Source organism: Mycobacterium novum, from assembly GCF_010726505.1.
Lineage (GTDB): Bacteria > Actinomycetota > Actinomycetes > Mycobacteriales > Mycobacteriaceae > Mycobacterium > Mycobacterium algericum.
Window position 1 is genome coordinate 2659845 of record NZ_AP022562.1, and the last position, 19282, is coordinate 2679126.

21 protein-coding genes and 1 tRNA gene are annotated in these 19282 nt (G+C 66.7%); 9 read left to right on the plus strand and 13 right to left on the minus strand.

Annotated elements, in window-relative coordinates; genetic code table 11:
* Positions 1-2 precede the first annotated feature (2 nt).
* On the minus strand, positions 3-176 hold the full coding sequence (locus G6N19_RS12190) for a hypothetical protein (RefSeq protein WP_013830545.1): 174 nt from the start codon (positions 174-176) through the stop codon (positions 3-5).
* 64 nt (positions 177-240) lie between these two features.
* On the opposite strand from G6N19_RS12190, the gene G6N19_RS12195 reads away from it, so the two are divergent.
* The 5 genes from G6N19_RS12195 to G6N19_RS12215 all read left to right on the plus strand — a co-directional run bounded on the left by G6N19_RS12195 (position 241) and on the right by G6N19_RS12215 (position 4014).
* Positions 241-1161 (plus strand): enoyl-CoA hydratase, encoded by a 921-nt coding sequence (locus tag G6N19_RS12195; RefSeq protein ID WP_013830544.1) that lies wholly within the window; start codon positions 241-243, stop codon positions 1159-1161.
* A 65-nt stretch (positions 1162-1226) separates the two neighbouring features.
* A complete protein-coding gene (locus tag G6N19_RS12200) occupies positions 1227-2054 on the plus strand; it encodes an SDR family oxidoreductase (RefSeq protein WP_013830543.1) in 828 nt (275 codons plus the stop codon).
* A gap of 2 nt (positions 2055-2056) precedes the next feature.
* Positions 2057-2917 carry an SDR family oxidoreductase gene (locus G6N19_RS12205; RefSeq protein ID WP_013830542.1) on the plus strand — a complete coding sequence of 287 codons (861 nt, stop codon included), beginning with the start codon at positions 2057-2059 and terminating at the stop codon, positions 2915-2917.
* Between the two features lie 56 nt (positions 2918-2973).
* Complete coding sequence (locus G6N19_RS12210) at positions 2974-3834, plus strand: alpha/beta fold hydrolase (protein ID WP_013830541.1); 861 nt, start codon at positions 2974-2976, stop codon at positions 3832-3834.
* Between the two features lie 104 nt (positions 3835-3938).
* Positions 3939-4014 (plus strand) — tRNA-Thr (locus G6N19_RS12215).
* Positions 4015-4119: 105 nt separating this feature from the next.
* Here the strand turns inward: G6N19_RS12215 and G6N19_RS12220 are convergent.
* A complete protein-coding gene (locus G6N19_RS12220) occupies positions 4120-4881 on the minus strand; it encodes an MlaD family protein (protein WP_041318804.1) in 762 nt (253 codons plus the stop codon).
* A gap of 108 nt (positions 4882-4989) precedes the next feature.
* Between G6N19_RS12220 and G6N19_RS12225 the strand changes: the two genes are divergently transcribed.
* Together G6N19_RS12225 and G6N19_RS12230 are read left to right on the plus strand one after the other, a co-directional pair.
* The gene (locus tag G6N19_RS12225; protein ID WP_013830539.1) at positions 4990-5709 is read left to right on the plus strand and encodes a response regulator transcription factor; all 720 of its coding nucleotides are present in this window, start codon (positions 4990-4992) and stop codon (positions 5707-5709) included.
* A 52-nt stretch (positions 5710-5761) separates the two neighbouring features.
* Entirely contained in the window at positions 5762-7219 is a 1458-nt protein-coding gene (locus G6N19_RS12230; protein ID WP_193465030.1) for a sensor histidine kinase, read from the plus strand.
* A gap of 3 nt (positions 7220-7222) precedes the next feature.
* Here the strand turns inward: G6N19_RS12230 and G6N19_RS12235 are convergent, their stop codons facing one another.
* Positions 7223-7627 (minus strand): HIT family protein, encoded by a 405-nt coding sequence (locus G6N19_RS12235; RefSeq protein WP_041320216.1) that lies wholly within the window; start codon positions 7625-7627, stop codon positions 7223-7225.
* A 112-nt stretch (positions 7628-7739) separates the two neighbouring features.
* Between G6N19_RS12235 and G6N19_RS12240 the strand changes: the two genes are divergently transcribed.
* A complete protein-coding gene (locus G6N19_RS12240) occupies positions 7740-8270 on the plus strand; it encodes a YceI family protein (protein ID WP_193465031.1) in 531 nt (176 codons plus the stop codon).
* Between the two features lie 74 nt (positions 8271-8344).
* Here G6N19_RS12240 and G6N19_RS12245 read toward each other — a convergent pair whose 3' ends face one another.
* From G6N19_RS12245 to G6N19_RS12290, 10 genes are all read right to left on the minus strand, one after another.
* Complete coding sequence (locus tag G6N19_RS12245) at positions 8345-9472, minus strand: NDMA-dependent alcohol dehydrogenase (protein WP_193465032.1); 1128 nt, start codon at positions 9470-9472, stop codon at positions 8345-8347.
* Between the two features lie 162 nt (positions 9473-9634).
* Positions 9635-10885 carry a cytochrome P450 gene (locus G6N19_RS12250; protein WP_408632436.1) on the minus strand — a complete coding sequence of 417 codons (1251 nt, stop codon included), beginning with the start codon at positions 10883-10885 and terminating at the stop codon, positions 9635-9637.
* Positions 10886-10953: 68 nt separating this feature from the next.
* Positions 10954-11694, minus strand: a complete 741-nt coding sequence (locus tag G6N19_RS12255; protein WP_041318798.1) for a glucose 1-dehydrogenase — start codon at positions 11692-11694, stop codon at positions 10954-10956.
* 8 nt (positions 11695-11702) lie between these two features.
* Complete coding sequence (locus tag G6N19_RS12260) at positions 11703-12791, minus strand: NAD(P)H-dependent amine dehydrogenase family protein (RefSeq protein WP_193465034.1); 1089 nt, start codon at positions 12789-12791, stop codon at positions 11703-11705.
* A 26-nt stretch (positions 12792-12817) separates the two neighbouring features.
* Positions 12818-13372, minus strand: coding sequence for a nuclear transport factor 2-like protein (locus tag G6N19_RS12265; RefSeq protein WP_013830531.1), 555 nt, complete (start codon positions 13370-13372; stop codon positions 12818-12820).
* A 5-nt stretch (positions 13373-13377) separates the two neighbouring features.
* The gene (locus tag G6N19_RS12270; RefSeq protein WP_013830530.1) at positions 13378-13584 is read right to left on the minus strand and encodes a ferredoxin; all 207 of its coding nucleotides are present in this window, start codon (positions 13582-13584) and stop codon (positions 13378-13380) included.
* Positions 13585-13594: 10 nt separating this feature from the next.
* Positions 13595-14950, minus strand: a complete 1356-nt coding sequence (locus G6N19_RS12275; RefSeq protein WP_193465035.1) for a cytochrome P450 — start codon at positions 14948-14950, stop codon at positions 13595-13597.
* Entirely contained in the window at positions 14947-15777 is an 831-nt protein-coding gene (locus G6N19_RS12280) for an SDR family oxidoreductase (protein ID WP_083037527.1), read from the minus strand. Before G6N19_RS12280 ends, G6N19_RS12275 begins: the two co-directional genes overlap by 4 nt.
* Positions 15778-17004: a cytochrome P450 gene (locus G6N19_RS12285; protein WP_193465036.1), complete on the minus strand. Its 1227-nt coding sequence runs from the start codon at positions 17002-17004 to the stop codon at positions 15778-15780.
* A complete protein-coding gene (locus G6N19_RS12290) occupies positions 17001-17636 on the minus strand; it encodes a TetR/AcrR family transcriptional regulator (protein ID WP_193465037.1) in 636 nt (211 codons plus the stop codon). Before G6N19_RS12290 ends, G6N19_RS12285 begins: the two co-directional genes overlap by 4 nt.
* Positions 17637-17802: 166 nt before the next feature.
* Between G6N19_RS12290 and G6N19_RS12295 the strand changes: the two genes are divergently transcribed.
* Positions 17803-19272 (plus strand): aldehyde dehydrogenase, encoded by a 1470-nt coding sequence (locus tag G6N19_RS12295; protein ID WP_193465038.1) that lies wholly within the window; start codon positions 17803-17805, stop codon positions 19270-19272.
* The last annotated feature ends 10 nt before the right edge of the window (positions 19273-19282 follow it).

The following is a 19282-nucleotide window of genomic DNA, read 5'->3' on the forward strand; positions in this document are numbered from 1 at the left end:
CGCTAGGCCCCGGGCTTCTCGGTATTCGCCGGACCGATCCCCAGCATGGACAGGAAGACCCGGCACTCGTCGGCATCCTCTGCGTAAGCGGCCACGACTCGCCGCGCTTGGCGTGCGGTGCTGTCGGCCAGCGGTTCCACGTCGTCGATCTCGGCGTGTTCGGATTTAGCAGGCATGCAGTCGACTCTAGCGAAGTGCGCCGTAACCTGGGAGGCGGACGACAACGAGGGCGGAGGTCCAGTGGCGACATCGGAGACCACATCAGCGCAGGCCGGCGATCTCGTCGACTACGAAATCCTTGACGACGGCCGCATCGCCCGGATCTGGCTGAACCGTCCGGAGACACACAACGCGCAGAACCGCACTCTGCTCGTGCAGCTTGACGAAGCGTTCGGCCGGGCCGAGGCCGACGACGCCGTGCGGGTGGTGATCCTCGCGGCGCGCGGTGAGAATTTCTCCGCCGGCCACGACCTGGGCTCCGAGGCGGCCCTGGCCGAGCGCCGGGCCGGGCCGGGCCAGCACCCGAGTTTCCGGAGCCACGGCGGCACCCGGGAACCGGTCGTCGAAAAAACCTACCTGCAGGAGTGGCACTACTACTTCTCGAACACCTGCCGCTGGCGGGAGCTGCGCAAGATCACCATCGCGCAGGTGCAGGGCAATGCCATCTCCGCCGGGTTGATGTTGATCTGGGCGTGCGATCTGATCGTCGCTGCCGACGACGCCCGGTTCTCCGACGTGGTCGGGGTGCGCCTGGGCATGCCGGGCGTCGAGTACTACGCCCACCCGTGGGAGTTCGGCCCGCGCAAGGCCAAGGAACTGCTGCTGACCGGGGACTCGCTGGACGCCGACGAGGCCTACCGGCTGGGAATGGTCTCGAAGGTGTTCAGCGTCGAGGAACTGGAGGACAAGACATTGGAGTTCGCCCGCCGCATCGCGCAGCTTCCGACCATGGCCGCGCTGTTGATCAAGGACTCGGTGAACGCCGCCGCCGACGCCATGGGCTTTTCCGAGGCGCTGCGCCACGGGTTCCATATCCATCAACTGGGCCATGCTCATTGGGCGGCGCATAACGACAACAAGTTTCCGGTCGCGCTGCCGCCGGAGGTACCGGACTGGCGCACCGCCAAGGCCACGGACGTGGCCCGTCGCGACCAGCCGTAGGCGAAGGCCTTGCCGGCATGGTTCCATGGATAGAACACGTTCCAGTTTTGGTGTGAGGGGTTGGTGTGACACTTTCGTCGCGGATTTCGTTCGACGGCCGCAGCTACCTGGTCACCGGTGGCGGTAGCGGTATCGGCAAGGCGGTGGCGGCTGCGCTATCCGCCGCCGGAGCCGATGTGCTGATCGTCGGCCGTAATGCCGAGCGGCTGGCGGCGGTGGCCGACGAGATCGGGGCACGCCACCAGGCGACCGACGTCACCGACGAGGACAGTGTGATCGCGGCCGTCGATGCCGCCGTGGGTGGAAGCGGCCGACTGCACGGGGTGGTGCACTGCGCCGGCGGTTCGGAGACCATCGGCCCGATCACCCAGATCGACTCGGAGGCGTGGCGGCGCACCGTCGACCTCAACATCAACGGCGCCATGTACGTGCTCAAGCACGCCGGGCGGGTGCTGGTGCGTGGCGGCGGCGGCTCGTTCGTCGGGATCTCCTCGATCGCGGCCAGCAACACCCACCGCTGGTTCGGCGCCTACGGTCCCACCAAGTCGGCGCTGGACCACTTGATGCAGCTGGCCGCCGACGAACTGGGTGCCTCGTGGGTGCGGGTCAACAGCATCCGCCCGGGCCTGACGCGCACCGAGCTGGTGTCGGTGGTCCTCGATACACCGGCTCTCTCCGAGGACTACCGGGTCAGCACTCCGCTGCCGCGGGTCGGGGAGGTCGAAGACGTCGCCGACCTGGCGTTGTTCCTGCTCAGCGACGCAGCGGGCTATATCACCGGCCAGGTCATCAACGTCGACGGCGGGCAGATGCTGCGCCGCGGCCCGGACTTCACGGCGATGCTGGAGCCGGCGTTCGGTGCCGACGGCCTGCGGGGAGTGGTCGGGGAATAGCCGTGGGCGTCTATGCGGTCACCGGCTCGGCATCCGGGATGGGACAGCAGGCGGCCGAGAAGCTGCGTGCGGCCGGGCACCGGGTGATCGGGGTCGACCTGCGCGATGCCGACGTCATCGCCGACCTGTCGACAGCGGATGGCCGCGCGGCGGGCGGCGAGGCGGTGCTGGCCGCCTGCGAGGGCCGCTTGGACGGTGCGGTGCTGGCCGCCGGCGTCGGACCCGCCCCGCGGGCGACACCGCTGATCCTGCAGGTCAACTACTTCGGGGTGGTCGAACTGCTGGAGGCATGGCGCCCAGCGCTGGCCGCCGCCGGCGCCGCCAAAGTGGTGGTGGTCGCGAGCAATTCGACGACCACGGTGCCGGCGGTGCCGCGGTCGGCGGTGCGGGCACTGTTGGCCGGCAAGGCGGCCAAGGCGACGCGCCGGCTGCGACTGCTCGGCCCGGGCGCGCCATCGCTGGCCTATGCGGCATCCAAGATCGCGGTGTCGCGCTGGGTGCGCCGACGGGCGGTCGAGCCGTCGTGGGCGGGGGCGGGCATCCGGCTCAACGCCCTGGCTCCGGGGGCGATCATGACGCCACTGTTGGAACGTCAGCTGGCCACCCCCGGCCAGCAGAAGGCTGTCCGCAGCTTCCCGATACCGGTCGGCGGTTTCGGTGACCCCGGCCGGCTGGCCGACTGGATGTTGTTCATGCTCTCCGATGCCGCCGATTTCCTCTGCGGCAGCGTGATCTTCGTCGACGGTGGATCAGATGCCTACTTCCGTTCCGACGACTGGCCCCGCAGCGTCGGGCTGTCGCGGCTGCCGCGCTATCTGATGCGGTTCAGGGCGTTCCGGGGTGCCACGCCCCCGGCGCATTGACCCGCGCCGTTCGGCGTTAGCGTGTCTAAAGACTTCGAGAGATCCTGAGGAGAGAAATGCCGGCAGAGCTGACCCACGACGAGACCCTGCGCGAGGTCGCCATCGAGCAGGGGGTGCTGCGCTACCACGAGGCCGGCGACGGCCCGACGTTGCTGCTGCTGCACGGCTCCGGACCGGGTGTCACCGGGTGGCGCAACTACCGCGGGGTGCTGCCGGCGTTCGCTGAGCACTTCCGCTGTCTGGTGCTGGAATTCCCCGGGTTCGGCGTCAGCGACGACTTCGGTGGGCACCCGATGGTGACGGCCTTCGGCGCGGTCGGGCAGTTCGCCGACGCGTTGGGCCTGGATGAGTTCAGCATCGTCGGCAACTCGATGGGCGGTGGCGTCGGCATCAACTACGCCATCAACAGTCCGGACAAGGTGCGCAAGCTGGTGACCATCGGCGGCATCGGCACCAACCTGCTCACCCCCGGGCCGCCCGAGGGCATCCGGCTGTTGCAGGACTTCACCGACAACCCCAGCCGGGAGAGCCTGATCCGGTGGCTGGAGTCGATGGTCTACGACCCGAAGGTGATCACCGAACAGCTCATTGAGGAGCGCTGGGCCCTGGCGACCGACGCCGAGACGTTGGCGAGTGCGCGGCGGATGTACGGCAAGGAAGCCTTCACCAACATGGTGAAGATGATGCAGGCGTCCAAGGGCCCGCTGCCGTGGTCGATGATGCACCGGGTCAAGGCACCGACCCTGGTCACCTGGGGCCGCGACGACCGGGTCAGCCCGCTGGACATGGCGCTGATCCCGATGCGCACCATCCCCAACGCGGAGTTCCACGTATTCCCCAACTGCGGGCACTGGACGATGATCGAGGCCAAAGACGCCTTCGAGTCGGTGGTGCTGGACTTCTTGCGGCGCGATTGATTCCACGCCCGGCAGCGCCGGCTTTGGCCGTCCTCCGCCCAAGTCGGCGGGAGCGGGCGGCTCCACCCGTCGTACAATCGCCATGGCTCATCGAGCCGGCCCCGGCCGCGTTAGCTCAGTTGGTAGAGCGTCGCTCTTGTAAAGCGGATGTCGAGAGTTCGAGTCTCTCACGCGGCTCCATTACCTGCCGGTACCGGCGGATAGCGTCTGTCCTATGACAGTGACCTGTCTCGGCTGCGGAGCCGATTTCGAAGGCCGTCGCCTAAGGGTGTTCTACAGCAATGCCTAATGGGGCTCGGTCGGTCGCTCGAGGTCGGTCGGGTCCGGGTCGACCACTCGCTGGGAGCGTACGGTCCGCGGTGGCGGCGGGCGCCGACTGGACCGGCGCGGCAGCAGCGGGATGCGCTCGGCGATGTTGCTCAGCGGGTTGACCACCATGGTCAGCGCGATCACCGCCTCCTGCAGGGTCTCGATGGCGGGCTCCAGCGCCTCCATCCCAGGGGCCAGCCGGCTCAACGTGTCGGCGACGTTGGCAAGCTGCTCCAGCGGGCCGTTGCGCGCGGTGAGCTTGTCGATCAGCCCGCCCTCGGCCAGCAGGCGGTCGGCCAGGCCGTCTTCGGACAGCAGCCGCTCGATCAATCCGTTCTCGTCGGTCAGTTGATCCACCAGTCCGCCGGGTTGCAATGCCCGCTGCAGCCCGCCGCCTTCGGCGGTGAGCCGGTCGAGGACGCCTCCCGGCCCGGTCAGTTGGTCGACCAGGCCCCCGGGGGCCAGCAGCCGGTCAGCCGGGCCGCCCGGAGCCAGGGCGCGGCCGAGTGGGGCGTCGTCGTCCATCAATTTGGCGAGCCGGTTGGCCCGGGCGATGGCGTCCTCCAGGCCCAGCATCTGTGCCATTGAGTTGGCGGGCCCATGGGTCTCGGGTTCGCCGAGGGTCTGCCGGGCCAGCCCGAGCGCCGCGGTGGCGACCCCGAGTCCGGCATCGGCGATGGAAAGACCGATCCGCGCCGGCGCGGTCGACACGGCGATCAGCTGTTTGGCCAGGCCCACCAGGTCAGTGTAGGGGCGAAACCCCACCGATATCAGGTAGTTTGATTGACAACAAACACACAGCCGGTTTCCAGTTTATTTTCACCCGTTCGGGAGGGAATTGACCCCATGGGAGCTACAGCTGCGCAAGACGCCGCACCGGAGGCCCGCATCCTGGTCGTCGATGACGAGACCAACATCGTCGAGCTGCTGTCGGTCAGCTTGAAATTCCAGGGGTTCGAGGTCTACACCGCATCCAGCGGGCCGGCGGCGCTGGACCGTGCGCGCGAGGTCCGGCCGGACGCGGTGATCCTGGACGTGATGATGCCGGGGATGGACGGGTTCGGTGTGCTGCGCCGGCTGCGCGCCGACGGTATCGACGCCCCGGCGCTGTTCTTGACCGCGCGTGACTCGTTGCAGGACAAGATCACTGGCCTGACCCTCGGCGGCGACGACTATGTGACCAAGCCGTTCAGCCTGGAGGAGGTGGTGGCCCGGCTGCGAGTCATCCTGCGCCGGGCCGGCAAAGGTGCCGGTGAGCCACGCAACTCGCGCCTGAGCTTCGCCGATATCGAACTCGATGAGGACACCCACGAGGTATGGAAGGCGGGTCAGCCGGTGTCGTTGTCGCCCACCGAGTTCACCCTGCTGCGCTATTTCGTGATCAATGCCGGCACCGTGCTGAGCAAGCCGAAGATCCTCGACCACGTCTGGCGCTACGACTTCGGCGGTGACGTCAATGTGGTGGAGTCCTACGTCTCCTATCTGCGGCGCAAGATCGACACCGGCGAGAAGCGACTACTGCACACGCTGCGCGGAGTTGGCTATGTGTTGCGCGAGCCGCGCTAGCGAATGCCGCCGGTGATTGCCGGGCGCGGGGGATCGGACGAAGGATAGAGGGATGGCGAAACCCCCGCGCGGCATCCTGCCCCTGCGCGTCAGCCTGGTCGCCGCCACACTGGCCATGGTGGCTATCGGCTTGCTGGCACAGGGATACGCCGTGACCACCATCCTGCGGCACCGGCTGATCAGCAGGATCGACGCCACGCTGATCGACGCGGCGCACGGTTGGGCGCTGGAGCAGCGCGGGCGGTCACCGGTGAAGGCGGACGAGGATCCCAACCCCGGCCGGCCGCCGACGAGCTTCTATGTTCGCGACGTCGACCCCGACGGCAGCGTCTGGACGGTCGTCAACGATCAGAATGCCGAGCCGCTGTTGCCACCGGACAACGACGTGGGGTCGGTGCCGGTCACGATCGGCTCGGTCGACGGGTCGGGCGTGCAGTGGCGGGCCCTGTCGGTGCACGCTGAGAGCGGCCGGCTGATCACGGTGGCCAGGGATCTGTCGGACCCGCGGGCTACGCTGCGCTACCTGGCCTGGTCGCGGGTGGCGATCGGTGTCGGGGTACTGGTGGTCCTCGGGGCCGCCGGGTATCTGGTGGTCAACCGCAGCCTGCGCCCGTTGGCCGAGGTTGAGCGGACCGCGGCGGCGATCGCCGCCGGCCAGTTGGATCGCCGTGTACCCGAACGTGATCCGCGCACCGAGGTGGGGCGCCTCTCGCTCGCGCTCAACGGCATGCTGGCGCAGATTCAGCAGGCGGTGGCCTCCTCGATTGCCTCGGCGGACAACGCGCGTGTCTCCGAGGAGCGGATGCGCCGGTTCATCACCGACGCCAGCCATGAGCTACGCACGCCACTGACCACGATCCGCGGCTTCGCGGAGTTGTACCGGCAGGGTGCGGCCCGTGACGTCGAGTTGCTGATGTCTCGCATCGAGAGCGAAGCCCGCCGGATGGGCCTGCTCGTCGAGGATCTACTGCTGCTGGCCCGGATGGATGCCCAGCGGCCGCTGGAGCGGCGCTGGGTCGACTTGCTGGTCTTGGCGACCGACGCGGTGCACGACGCCCGGGCGATCGCGCCGGACCGCGCCATCGAACTGGAGGTCTTCGACGGTCCGGGCACCCCCGAGGTGCTCGGTGACGAAGCCCGGCTGCGTCAGGTGCTGAGCAATCTCATGTCCAATGCGCTGGAGCACACTCCGGAAGACGCCGCGATCACCGTGCGGGTCGGAACCGCCGGCGGCGACGCGATCCTCGAGGTCGTCGACCAGGGTCCCGGGATGAGCGAGGAGGACGTGCAGCGGGCCTTCGAGCGCTTCTTTCGCACCGACTCGTCGCGGGCGAGAGTCAGCGGCGGCACGGGTCTGGGACTCTCAATCGTCGACTCGCTGATCCGTGCCCATCACGGCACCGTCACCGTGAGCTCGCCACCCGGTCATGGTTGCACCTTTCGGGTCGCAGTACCTCGTCTTGCCGAGACGGCGGCCCAGCCGGCCGAGTTACCCGCCGAAATCAACTGAACATCAAGGAATCTCGGACAGCGCAGCCTTGATCTTGGTTTGCGCCTCGTCGAGCGATTCCGGTGACGGGTTGCGGTCGACGCCGGCGAAGCCGAAATCGGACAGGCTGCGAGTCGGAAAGACGTGGACGTGCAGGTGCGGGACCTCCAGGCCGGCGATGATCATGCCGGCGCGGTCGGTGTCGAACGCCCGGCATACCGCCTTGCCGATTCGCTGTGCCACGGCCATCACCCCGGCGAACACGGCGCCGTCGACGTCCTGCCACTGGTCGATCTCGGCGCGGGGCACTACCAGGGTGTGGCCCTGCGTCATCGGTTCGATGGTCAGGAAACCGACGACGTCGTCGTCCTCGTAAACGAATCGACCTGGCAGTTCCCGGTTGATGATCTTGGTGAAGACAGTGCTCATGAACTTCAGCATATGCGTCGAGTGCCGGATATAGCGGGCGTAGCTGCGTATTATCGAAGACACGCTGGTGCCCCTGGCGGGTGCTCGTCACGCCACAGGTAGAGGAGATGAGATGTCAGCTGTCACAACATTTCTCAGCAGTCCCGAGGCGGTCGGCGTTTGGAGCCTCGATACCGAGCAGTCGAGCATCCGGTTCGAGAACGGCACGATGTGGGGCGCGCTGAAGGTACGTGGCGCTTTCACCGATTTTTCTGGCGGCGGCGAGATCAAGGACGCCAAGACCGTGTCGGGCCGCATCGATATCAAGGCCGCCTCGATCGACACCGGCCTGGGCACCCGCGACCATGACCTGCGGCGGTCGAATTTCTTCGACACCGACCACTACCCCGACATCACCATCGTGGTCAAGAGCGGGGAACCGGCCGGTGGCGACGCCGCCCGGCTGAACGCCGACCTGACCGTCAAGGGCATCACCGGGCCGCTGCCGCTGAAGGTCGACATCACCCCGCTCGGTGACGGTGGCGTGCGGCTGACCACCGAGACGACCGTCACTCGCAAGCAGTTCGCAGTCGAGGGCAATTTTCTGGGGATGGTCGGCAACAAGACCAAGCTGAAGGCCAGCGTGGTGTTCCGGAAGGTCTAGTCCTGGCGTTGACTCTGCACTGAGGGCGGGTGCTTCTCGCACTTCTTCGCCCTCAGCGCAGAGTCAACTGGGGTTTAGCGATCCGCGTCGGTGTAGCGGATGATGCCGCGGATGTTCTTGCCGTCGAGCATGTCCTGGTAGCCCTCGTTGATCTGCTCGAGTTGGTACTGGCGGGTCACCATGTCATCCAGGTTCAGCTTGCCCACCTTGTACATCGACAGCAGTTGCGGGATATCGTATTGCGGGTTGCCGCCGCCGAAGATGGTGCCCTGCAGGTTCTTCTGCAGCAGTGTCAGCATCGCCAGGTTGAGTGTGACCTGGTTGTCGAGCATGCTGCCCATCGCGGTGAGCACACAGGTTCCGCCCTTGGCCGTCAGGATCATGTAATTGTCGACGTCTGTGCCGTGCACCTCACCGACGGTGACGATGACCTTCTTGGCCATCAGCCCCGCCGTGACCTCCATGATCCCGCCCATGGCGGCATTGATCTCCGGATAGACGTGCGTAGCACCGAACTTCAGTGCCTGGTCACGCTTCCAATCAACCGGATCGATGACGAAGATGTTGCGCGCGCCGGCATTGACCGCGCCCTGCAGGGCAGACATGCCCACCCCGCCGACGCCGACGATCGCGACGTCGTCGCCGGGACGGATGTCGGCGGTGCGCACCGCCGAGCCGTAACCGGTGGTGACGCCGCAACCCACCAGGCAGGCCACCTCGAACGGGATGGCCGGGTCGATCTTCACCACCGATGTCTTGTGCACGACCATCCACGGCGAGAAGGTGCCCAGCAGCGTCATGGGGTACACGCCTTGGCCGCGGGCCGTGACGCGGAAGGTGCCGTCGCTGACCGCCACGCCGTTGAGCAGTCCCGCGCCCAGGTCGCACAGGTTGCGCAGCCCCGACTGGCAGGTCGGACAGCTACCGCAGGAGGGAATGAAGGACAGCACCACATGGTCACCGGGTGCGATGTCCTCCACACCGGGGCCGACCTCGGTGACGATGCCCGCGCCCTCGTGCCCGCCGAGGACGGGGAAGCCGGCCATCGGGATGCTCCCGGTCATCAGATGGTGGTCGGAGTGGCACATCCCGGCCGCCTCCATCTGGATCTTGACCTCGTCCTTCTGAGGTTCACCGATCTCGATCTCTTCGACCGACCACGGCTTGTTGAACTCCCAGAGCAACGCACCCTTTGTCTTCACCACGAACCTGCTTTCATTCTCGAATATCCGGCTAGGAAACGGCCCCGGTCCTAGCCCGGGACTCCGGGCAGCCCACTTGTCGCAGCCTATAGCCCGTCACAGCCCGGGGGAAGGGGTCGCCCAACCAACCGTCTGATTGACTGAGGCTGCCATGGACCGGGCCTAGCCGTGGTAGGCGACTTGCAGGTCTTTGACCCCGTTGATCCAGCCCGAACGGAGCCGTTGCGGCTCGGCCAGTTTGGTGATGTCGGGTAGCTGGTTGGCGATCTCATCGAACATCAACCGGATCTCCATACGGGCAAGGTTGGCGCCGATGCAGTAGTGCGTACCCTGTCCGCCGAACGCCAGATGCGGGTTGGGATCACGCAGGACGTCGAAAGCGAAGGGTCGCTCGAAGACCTCCTCGTCGAAGTTGGCCGAACTGTAGAACAGGCCGACCCGCTGCCCCTGCCCGATGGGCACCCCGCCGATCTCGGTGTCGATCTTGGCGGTGCGCTGAAAGCAATGCACCGGGGTGGCCCAGCGGACGATCTCGTCGACGGCGGTCTCGGGGCGTTCCCGCTTGTAGAGCTCCCACTGATCGGGGTTCTCCGCGAAGGCGTTGATGCCGTGAGTCATGGCGTTGCGGGTGGTCTCGTTGCCCGCCACCGCCAACAGGATCACGAAGAACGCGAACTCGGTCTCGCCGAGTGATTCACCGTCCATGTCGGCCTGGACCAGCCGTGTGACGATGTCGTCGGCCGGGCAGCGCCGCCGCTGCTCGGCCATGGTGTAGGCGTAACCCATCAACTCGGCATTGGCCATGGCCGGATCAGAGTCGAAGTCGGGGTCATCGGTGTTCATGATCGAGTTGGTCCAGTGGAACAACCTCTCGCGATCGGCCTCGGGCACCCCGATCAGATCGGCGATCGCCAACAGCGGCAGCTTCATCGCGATGTCATCGACGAAGTTGCCGCTGTCCTTCTCGGCGGCCGCCGCAACGATATCGCGCGCCGACTGCGCCAGCTTCTCCTCCAACGCGCCCACGGATCGCGGGGTGAACAATCGGGACACCAGCTTGCGCAGCCGGGTGTGCTCGGGCGGGTCATGGTTGATCAGCAGCGCCTTGGTCAGCTCCAACTGGTCGGCGGTGATGCCGTCGGGCAGCCGCATCACTGCGCCCTTGGCGTTGGTCGACCACACCTCGTTGTCGCGTGAGATCTCTTTGATGTGTTGGTGTTTGCTGACCACCCAGTAGCCGCCGTCATCGAAGATGTTGCTGTGCGCGGGCTGCTCGTTCCACCAGACCGGGGCGGTCTTGCGTAACTCGGCGAACTGGGCGATCGGCATGCCGTGCAACAGGACGTCCGGATCGGTGAAATCGAAACCCGGGCCGAACGGACAGGCTGGTTGCGTTGATGTCAAGACGAACACCTCTGATTGTCGCGGGCTGCCGAGCCAACTTCGAACATACACGTGATGGTCATGTGTATGACCAGATGTCAACCGGTTTTGTGAGGTACGTCGGTGACCAGACCGCCGTCCATGACGAACTCCGAACCGGTGGCATAAGAGGATTCGTCACTGGCCAAAAAGACCACAAAGGTGGAGACCTCCTCGGACTCGCCGGGCCGGCCCAGCGGGATCGTGACCATATCCTCGGGCAGATGCTCGGTCATCGGGGTGCGGATGAATCCGGGATGCAGGGAATTGACCCGAATGTTGTGGCGCGCCAGTTCAAGTGCGGCCGACTTGGACAGCCCGCGCACCGCCCACTTGGAGGCGACATAGGGGTGCACCATCGGTGCGCCGCGCAGCCCCTCGATGGAGGACACGTTGATGATGGAACCGCCGCCCGCGGCGATCATCGAGTCGATCGCCGCGCGCATACCGAGAAAGGTGCCGTTGAGGTTCACGTCGATCACGTTGTGCCACTGGTCCAGATCGAACTTGCGCAGCGACCCCAGCGCGACGGTGCCGGCATTGTTGACCAACACGTTCAACTTGCCGAACCCGTCGACCGCGGCGGTCACGGCGGCGGCCCACTGCTCGGGGTCCCGGACGTCGAGGTGCACGTAGGCCGCGGCGTCGCCGAGTTCGGCCGCCAGCGCCGCTCCCTCCTCGTCGAGCACGTCGCCGATGACTACCTTGGCGCCCTCGGCGACGAGCATGCGGGCGTGGGACGCGCCCATGCCACGCGCACCGCCGCTGATCAGAGCAACTTTTCCGTCGACGCGCCCCATAGTCGTCCTCAGCCTTTCGATGATTCGGTGATGATCTGTGTGCCGCCGGTGACCAGCGGCAGGTCCAACGTGGTGACGATGCCCGCCGGTGCTGCGACGACGGCGGGAACGGCGTTGACGACCCGCCCCACCCCGGCGGCGATCGCCGCGTAATTGTGGTCACCGTGGCGACTGGTCGGGCGGATGTCGACGGTGTACGACGGTTCGCCGGTGATCTCCACGCGATAGGAACCGCCCGGTTGGGCCGGCTGCGCCCAGTCCGGCCGCAGGTCGCTGTGCAGTCGAGTGACGTGCTCCACCACGATAAGCGGGTGGTCGTCGACGATGCCGCAGATCTCGAACTTGAGTGCGGCGACACCGCCCTTGGGGATGTGCCCGGCCGCGATGTCGAACGCCTCAGGCGCCGGTTCGCGCTCCGAGGAGTCGGTGATGGCATCCAGGGTCACGCCCAACCCGTTGGCCAGCTCACGGATCGCGGCGCCCCACGCGACGCTCAAGATCCCGGGCTGCAGCAGCATCGGGACTTCGTCGAGCGAGTTTCCGAAGCCCATCACGTCGAACATGACCTCGGCTCCGTCATAGGTCGCGTAGTCGGCGATCTCCAGGCAGCGGATCTGCTCGACGTGGTGGCAGGTGCTGGCGAACGCCAACGGCACCAGGTCGTTGATGAAACCGGGGTCGACGCCGTTGACGTAGACCGTCGAATTACCCTGCTGCGCGGCCTCTTCAACAGGGGCGATGAACTTATCCGGGATGACGCCCCACGGGTATTGCAGCACCCCGGGCGCCGTGCCGATGACGTTGATGCCGGCCGCGAGCAGCCGGCAGACATCACGCAGCGCGCCGGGCAGCCGGGTGTCGCCCATGGCGCAGTAGAGCGCGGCGTCGGGCTTGGCGGCGATGATCGCATCGAAGTCATCGGTGGCGGCAATACCGGTATGGACGTCGAGGCCGGCCAGCTCGCCGGCGTCTTTGCCCACTTTGGCGGCTGTTGAGACCCACACGCCGGTGAGCTCGTAGGCGGGATTGCTGATCAGCCCCCGCAGGGCGATGCGCCCAGCGTTGCCGGTGCCGATCAGAGCGACGCGGATGGCCACGTGTTCTCCTGGGCGTGAGTTGTGGGCTACCAGAGCGGGACCGGCGACTGGCCGAGCGGGTAGTAGCCGGGGAGCTTCTCACCGGCCAGGCTGCGCTCGATGCGCTTCTGCATACCCTTCGAGAGCTTGCCGGCGGTCATCAGATCCAGATAAAGCTTCTGGACGTGACCGAAGTCGAAGAAGTCACGCTGCCACTCGATGAGCGGCAGCCCGCCCTTTTCGGTGAGCCGAAACCAGCTGCCGCCGATCCCGTAGATCTCCGATTCGACACCATCGGAGTCGGTCGCGACCTGCTTCCAGAATCCGACGATCTCACCCTGCTTGTCGTCGATGATCACCTTCTGGTACGGATACTGCCAGTTGTCCAACCCCTCCATCTCCAGGCCCAGGGCGATGTCACGGATCTCGTCGATGCCGACGCAGATGACGTCCTCTTTGGGGCCGATGTTCCAGCCGTAGGTGGCGTCGTCGGCGAAGAAGTCAGCCAGCGGTCGCCAGTCGCCGGCGGCTTCGGCTTCCCGGTTGGCCTGCAACCAGCGCTCGACCCAGTCCTCGAGTTGTTCGCGGGGGAAAGATGGCATGGTTCTCAATCCTTTTTCTCTTCAATGGACAACGCTCGGGTGGGACAGGCCCGCACGGCCTCTTCGATCTGGCGACGGTCGGATTCCGGTGGCTCGTCGTTGAGGATCTCGACCTTGCCGCGCTTGGGCACCCGGAAATAGTCGGGCGCCTCCAGCTCGCACATGGCGTGGCCCTGGCACAGGTCCAGATCGACCTTGACTCGAAAAGCCATGGGAACCCCCTTATTTGGTTCGCCGCCGGTAGCGCACCTTGGCCGGGCGGGCAAGCTGCACCACCATCTTGGAATGGTCGTTACGGTAGGTCTCCGGCGGCTGCGACATCTCGAACTCATACTCGCGCAGCAGCACCGAGAAGATGGCCTTGATCTGCATGGTGGCGAACGCCGCGCCGACGCAGCGATGCCGGCCCGCTCCGAACGGAATCCAGGTCCAGCGCTGGAGGACGTCTTCCTCCCGCGGCTCGTTATAGCGTTCCGGCACGAACTCATTCGGCTCCGGGAAGGATTCCGGGATCCGGTTGGAGACCGCCGGAGAGGCCGCCACCATGTCGCCCTCGTGGATCGGGTAGCCGCAGACCTCGAACTCGCCCTTGGCCATCCGCATCAAGATGATCAGCGGCGGGTGTAGCCGCAGCGTCTCCTTGAGCACGTTCTCCAGGTTCGGGATCTGGCGCAGCGCATGGAAACTCACCTCACCGCCGTCGGCGTAGAGCTCATCGAGCTCACTGATGACGGCCGCGTGTGCCTCCGGGTGGCGCAACAACTCGATCAGCGTCCAGGCGGAAGTCCCGGAGCTGGTGTGGTGGCCGGCGAACATGATCGAGATGATGATCCCGGTGATCTCGTCGGCGGAGAACCGCGGATTGCCGCTCTCGTCGGGGATCGAGACCATGACGTCGATCATGTCCCGGCGTCTCTTGTCGGTCTCCGGATTGGCGATTCGGCCGTCCATGATGCCCTGCACCAGCTCGACCAGCTTGACGCGGGCCGCGTCGCGGCGCTGGAAGCTCTCGATCGGTAGATACGGGTCGACGTAGCACAGCGGGTCGGTGCCGCGCTCCAGCTCGTAGTACAGCTCGGCGAACCGGTGGTCGAGTTCCTCGCGGAACTTCTGCCCGATCAGGCAGGCCGTCGAGGTGTAGATGGTCAGTTCGGCGAAGAACTCCAGTAGATCGATTTCACCGCTCTCACCCCACCCCTCGATCATCTTGCGCACTTCGTGCTCGATAGTGCTGGCGTGCCGCTTCATGTGGTCGCCGCGAAGCGCGGTGTTGTGCAGCATTTCCGCGCGTCGTTCCGGCGGAGCGTCGAACACCACGCCGTTGCCGAAGATCGGGGTCATGAACGGGTAGGCCGCGGCCTGGTCGAGCTCGTCGTCGCCTGACCGGAAGAAGAACTCGTTGGCCTCGGCGCCGGTCAGCAGCACCACCTTTCGGCCGGCCAGGTCAAACCAGCCGACGTCCCCGCATTCGTCGCGCACCCGCTGCATCAACCCGATCGGGTCGGTGCGGAACTCCTCGAGGTGGCCGTGCTCGGCCTCGCCTCCCGAGACCCGGGGAACCTCAGTCGTGACAGTCATGATTGCGGCATTCCTTCCTCACCCAGTTGCAGGTGCTGGCGATCGGAGTCGGTGTCGTGCAGCGGCGCCTCCGGCTGCACTTCCAGGTTGACGACATGGGCCCCGCGTGGGGTCTCCGCGACGAACGCGATGGCGCGGGCCAGATCGGCGGGCCGCAGGAAGTAGCTGTGCCGGGCCTGGCCCCACTTGGCCCAGTCCTGCAGCATCGGGCCCACCTGCTCGGCGGAGAGCTTCCAGCCCATCTCGGTCATTGTCGGGCCCGGGTGCACGATCGAGGCCCGGACCCCGGTGCCCTCCAACTCCATCCGCATGTTGTTCACCATGGCGACGAGTGCGGATTTGGCTGCGCCATAGGCGCCCATGTGCGGGCGCTGCTGCAGTGCCACATCGGAGCCGACGAAGATCACGTCACCGCGCCGGCGGGCCACCATATCGGGCACCACTGCGGTCGCGAGCCGGTTGGCGCCGATCAGGTGCACCTGGATCTGGTCGTTGAACGCCTCGGTGCTCATCTCGTGAATGCGGCCGGGGAACATGTCGCCGGCCCCGGAGACCAGCAGCTCGATCTCGCCCAACGCATCAATGCTGGACGCCACAAAAGATTTCACCGAGTCGGCGTCGGTGACGTCCAGTGGGAACGCCACCGCCTCGCCGCCGTCGGCGCGAATAGTGTCGACGAGCTTCGCCAACTTGTCCGCGCGACGCGCTCCCAAGGCCACCGGAAAACCGCGGCGTGCCAACTCTTCAGCCGTGGCGGCACCGATACCCGAGGACGCCCCGGCGACGATGGCGGGCCGGCGAGCTGGGGGCGGGTCGAAACGTGGCACTTAGGCCTCCTTGATGGTGATGGGGAGGTCGGCGAAGCCGCGCACGTTCGATGAATGCACCCGTACGGCGTTGGCTTCGTCGACCTGGTAGTCGCTGATCCGGTTGAAGAGTTCTTCAAGGGCCACCCGGGCCTCCATCCGGGCCAGGTGCGCGCCGAGGCAGAAATGGGCGCCGCTGCCGAAGCTGAGCAGCTTGGAGCCGATGTCCCGGCCGATCCGGAAGGTGTCGGGGTCCTCGAAGACCCGCTCGTCGCGGTTACCGGAACCGGGCAGCAGCAGCACCACCGAGTCTGCCGGAATGGTGGTGCCGTGCAGTGTGTAGTCCTCCGCGGCGGTGCGGGCCAGGATCTGGCTGGGGGTGTCGTAGCGCAGGGTCTCCTCGACCCACAGCGGGATCCGGGAACGGTCGGCGAACAGCGGCGTCAGCTGGTCGCGGTTGCGGTGCCCCCAGTAGATGGCGCTGCCGAGCAGCTTGGTGGTGGTCTCGTTGCCGGCGATCACCATCAGGAACAGGAACGCCAGGATCTCGGAGTCGCCCAGCCGGTCTCCGTCGACTTCGGTCTCCAGCAGTGCCGAGGTCAGGTTGTCGGCCGGATTCTTCTTGAAGTCGGCGATCATCTCGTTGTAGTAGGTCATCAGATCCATCGACGCCTGGATCGCCGACTGCGGCACATCGGTCACCCCGTCCTCGCGGTGCAGCACCCCGTCGGCCAGCTCGCGAATCCGAGTCCGGTCGGCCTCCGGCACTCCCATCAGCTCGGAGATGACGTCCATCGGCAGTTTGCCGGCGAAGTCGTTGATGAAGTCGAACGAGCAGGTGCCGTCGGAGCCCGGTTGGATAGCGTTGTCCAGATGCTGGCGCGCCAGCCGCACCACATTCGGTTCGAGCTCGCGGATCCGGCGCGGCGTGAAGCCTTTGGACACCAGGGTCCGCAGCCGCAGGTGCTGCGGGTCGTCCATCGCCAGGAACGACATCACCAGCTGGGCGTGCGGGCCGCGGGAGACCGGATCCAGGGAGACACCGTCACGGTTGGACAGCGCGTCGCTGTTGCGGAACCCGTGCAGCACATCGGTGTGGCGCGAGATCGCCCAGAAGTCGAGCTCCTCATTGTGATACACCGGGGCTTCGTCGCGCAGCCGCTTGTAGTACGGGAACGGGTCCTCGTGGAAGTCGTAGTCGTACGGGTTGAGGACCGGCGGGCCGGAGGTCATGGTCTGCAGGCTCATTGCGCTCCCGACTCGAGGATCAGGCTGACCACATAGGACAGCCGATCGGTGATCTGGTGGTAGGTGAAGGCGCCGCTGCCGGCGTTGACCAGCGCGCCGAAGAACGTCATCTCCAACGCGGAGACCTTCTCCGGATCCGCGCCGGGGCCGATCGCAGAGACGATGCGGCGGTGGATCTCCGCGCCGATCCGGTCTCGCACCGTGCGCACCGCCGGATCGCCGCTGCCGCTGAGCAACGCCGCGGTGCAGGCCGCCGCGACTTCTGGTTCGTCGGCGACCACCAGCGCCAGGTGCCGCAGCGCCTGGTTGACCCGGCTGGGCATCGGCTCGTTGACATCGGTGAAGTACGGAACCTGACGCACCAGGTCCAGGTAGACCTCGGCAATCAAGTGGTTCTTCGACGAGAAATAGGTGTAGGCGGTCGCCGGGGCGACCTTGGCCCGCGCCGCGACCGCACGAACGGTGAGGTCCGCGTAGGACTTTTCGCGCAACATCTCGACCCCGGCGGTCAGCACCTTGCGGAAGGTCTCCTCCTGGCGACGGTTGCGGGTGCCCGGGGCGCCCGCAACCGTCGACGGTACCGCCGGTGCGCCGTTCGCCGGTGTGACTGCCGCCACGGATTCGCTGGACACCTGTCCAACGTAGCCGACGGCGGCTTGGTTGGGCAAGTCTGCTGGGAAATAAGGTTTTCTCGGCCGCCGGGTTGCCAGAGTCGCAATTCTGCCGCTAGGGTTCGACCGAGCGATAACAGACAAGTGTCCAATTCCGGACGGCACCGAGAAGCTGTGGGAGTGACTGATGGCGCTACTGGCCGACGGCGTGAGCCGGCTGCTCATCGACGGAAAGCTGACCGCCGGCGGGGCCGGCGGGTTCGCCACCGTCAACCCGGCCACCGAGGAGGTGCTGGGCGAGGCGGCCAACGCGGACAGCGCCGACATGGACCGCGCCATCGACGCGGCACGGCGGGCATTCGACGACACCGACTGGTCGACCAACACCGAGCTGCGGGTGCGCTGCGTACGCCAGCTGCGTGAGGCCATGCGCGAGCAGGTAGAAGAGCTGCGGGAGCTGACGATCGCTGAGGTGGGTGCGCCGCGGATGCTCACCGCCGGTGCCCAGCTTGAAGGCCCGGTCGAAGACCTCGGGTTCGCCGCGGACACCGCCGAAAGCTACGAATGGACGCAGGATCTCGGCCATGCCACCCCGCTGGGCATTCCCACTCGCCGGTCGGTGGTGCGCGAGGCGGTCGGGGTCGTCGGCGCCATCACGCCGTGGAATTTCCCGCACCAGATCAATCTGGCCAAGCTCGGCCCGGCGCTGGCCGCGGGTAACACCGTGGTACTCAAACCCGCGCCCGACACCCCGTGGGTCGCCGCAGTGCTCGGGGAGCTGATCGCCGAGCACACCGATATCCCGCCGGGCGTCGTCAACATCGTCACCTCCACCGACCACACGCTGGGCGCCATGCTCGCAGGAGACCCTCGGGTGGACATGGTCTCGTTCACCGGTTCGACGGCCACCGGCCGCAGCGTGATGGCCGACGCGGCCGCCACCATCAAGAAGGTCTTTCTGGAACTGGGGGGCAAGTCGGCTTTCGTGGTGCTCGACGACGCCGACCTCGCCGCGGCCTGCTCGGTGGCGGGCTTCTCGGTCTGTCTGCACGCCGGGCAGGGCTGCGCGATCACCACCCGGCTGGTGGTGCCCCGGGCTCGCTACGACGAGGCAGTGGCCATCGCGGCCGGCACGATGGGCTCGATCAAGCCCGGCGACCCCACCAAGCCCGGCACGGTCTGCGGTCCGGTGATCTCGGCGCGCCAGCGCGACCGGGTGCAGAGCTACCTGGACCTGGCCCTGGCCGAGGGTGGTGAGTTCGCCTGCGGCGGTGGCCGCCCGGCCGATCAACCCGCCGGCTTCTTCATCGAGCCCACCGTCATCGCTGGGTTGACCAACGATGCGCGGGTGGCCCGGGAGGAGATCTTCGGCCCGGTGCTCACCGTGATCGCCCACGACGGCGACGACGACGCGGTGCGGATCGCCAACGACTCGCCCTACGGGCTGTCTGCCACCGTCTACGGCGCCGACGCGCAGCGAGCGGCCGCGGTGGCGGCCCGGATGCGGGCCGGGACGGTCAACGTCAACGGCGGGGTCTGGTACTCGGCGGACGTGCCGTTCGGCGGATACAAGCAGTCCGGCAACGGACGCGAGATGGGTGTCGCCGGGTTCGAGGAATACCTGGAGATCAAAGCCATTGCGACAGCAGCGAACTGATAAGCAAGGA